We start from the raw sequence: 2044 nt of genomic DNA on the forward strand, positions 1-2044 counted from the left end.
ATGGAGAAGGCGTTCCACGCTGTGTGCTCGAAGGAATGGCCATAGGCAGGGCAGTAATTACCTGCGACTCTGTAGGGTGCCGTGAAACTGTTAATAACGACCTTAAGCAGGCCAATGGATTTCTTATCCCGATTAAAGATGCCGGTGCACTAGCCAATAAAATGGAATATTTTATTAATAACAGTGATGATATTATTGCTTTTGGAAACAAAGGGCATGAATTTGCAAAAACAAAGTTTGATGTGAATATCGTGAATGCAGAACTCTTTAAGATTATGCATTTACAGGCTTAACCAACCTTTGCACACCAATAACTAACCAAATAAATAAACTAAACCTAAAATTGTGAACAATACATTTATTTACAAACGAGCCACTTTAGCCGACTTTAGGGAAGCTATTGATGAGTATGGATGGGTTGTATATGAAAAGGCAATCAATCAGAAATTAATTTCAGAAATAACCACAGGTTTCGAAACTTCTTATCTGTTAAGAAGAGAAATACAGGTTTTAAATGGAATTGAAGAAAATATGGAGGGAACATTACATCATTTGCTTGAGAAAGATAATTTCGCTATCGAGCTTTTGAGTAAATTGTACTGCCACAGAGAAATCCGTGATTTTTTGGGCGGAAACTACATTCTTAATGGGATAAATGGAGTAATTAACACCAAGAAGGCCAAGTCTTATATTCAGAATATCCATCGCGATGTACGTACATTTTCCGCTGAATCTAAGTTTATGATCCAGATGATTATTGTGCTGGATGATTTTACCATTTTTAATGGCGCCACACACTTTTTGTCGGGTTCTCATAAATTAGATATTAAACCCGAAGAAAAGCACTTTAAAGCTTTCGCTAAACAAGCTATTGCCAAAAAAGGAAGCATTATATTATTCGATTCCAATATCTGGCATGCAGGGGGGATTAATTTCACCCGCAAACAGCGTAGAGCTTTAACCTTAGGTTTTACCAAACCTTACATCAAACAACAATTCGATTATCCCAGATTTTTGGGATACGAATTTGGCGAAAAAATAGATAGCGATTTAAGGCAGATTATTGGTTACAACGCCAGGGTACCTGCCAGTTTACAGGAATATTACAGACCTGTAGAAAGCAGAATGTATAAAGCAGATCAAGGGTAGAGGACAAAACGATGGAAACAGAAACGCACTCACCCAAAACGATAGGTGGCTACATCCCGCTAGAATTATCAAAAGGGGAACTTTATTACCCTGATTTAATTGCACTTAATACCGGCAGAAATGCACTGGAGTATGTGTTAAGGACAAGAAAATACTCCACCATATATCTTCCATACTATACCTGCGAGGTTTTGCTAGAACCGCTACAAAAGCTAAATGTACAATATCACTTTTATCATATAGATGAAGATTTAGATCCGGTAATAGATTTTGAAATAGGCGAACATTGCTGCTTACTTTACACCAATTACTTCGGACTTAAAACGGAAACCGTTAAAAAGCTGGCTAAAAAAATCAAGAACCTGATTATAGATAATGCCCAAGCATTTTTTTCTAAGCCGGTAAACAATTGCGATACCTTCTACTCATGCCGCAAGTTTTTCGGCGTACCCGATGGCGCCTATCTTAATATCTCTAAAACATTGGGTTTAAATTTAAAACAGGATCAATCAACAGATCGGTTTGCTCACCTGATTAAAAGTATCGATATCAATATTGAAGAGGGCTATGCCGATTATATAGAAAACAACAAGCAGCTGTGCAATAACGAAATCAAAAAGATGTCGGTATTAACAAAAACCATTCTTTCCAGCATCGATTACGATAAGTGCGCCGATATCAGAAGAAAGAACTTTGCTTATCTGGATGAGCACCTGGGGCAGGAAAATATTTTGAGGCTAAATTTTTCTGAAGAGGATGTGCCGATGGTTTACCCACTTCTGGGAGAAGATCCATCTATTAAACAGCAGCTCATCAATCAAAAAATATTTGTAGCCACCTATTGGCCTAATGTTTACGAATGGGCACATGTTGATAGTTATGAATACTTTCTGGC

The 2044-nt window shown here is 37.4% G+C and carries 3 protein-coding genes; all 3 read left to right on the forward strand.

The window, feature by feature from the left end; all coding sequences use genetic code 11:
• A partial coding sequence (locus AC1DND_RS26515) for a glycosyltransferase (RefSeq protein WP_477585672.1) occupies window positions 1–293 on the forward strand: 293 nt, incomplete at its 5' end.
• Window positions 294–345: 52 nt separating this feature from the next.
• The gene (locus tag AC1DND_RS26520) at window positions 346–1149 is read left to right on the forward strand and encodes a phytanoyl-CoA dioxygenase family protein (RefSeq protein ID WP_477585674.1); all 804 of its coding nucleotides are present in this window, start codon (window positions 346–348) and stop codon (window positions 1147–1149) included.
• A gap of 11 nt (window positions 1150–1160) precedes the next feature.
• On the forward strand, window positions 1161–2044 hold an 884-nt coding region (locus AC1DND_RS26525; protein WP_477585676.1), incomplete at its 3' end, for a hypothetical protein.

The organism is Pedobacter sp. 01N416, assembly GCF_056399685.1.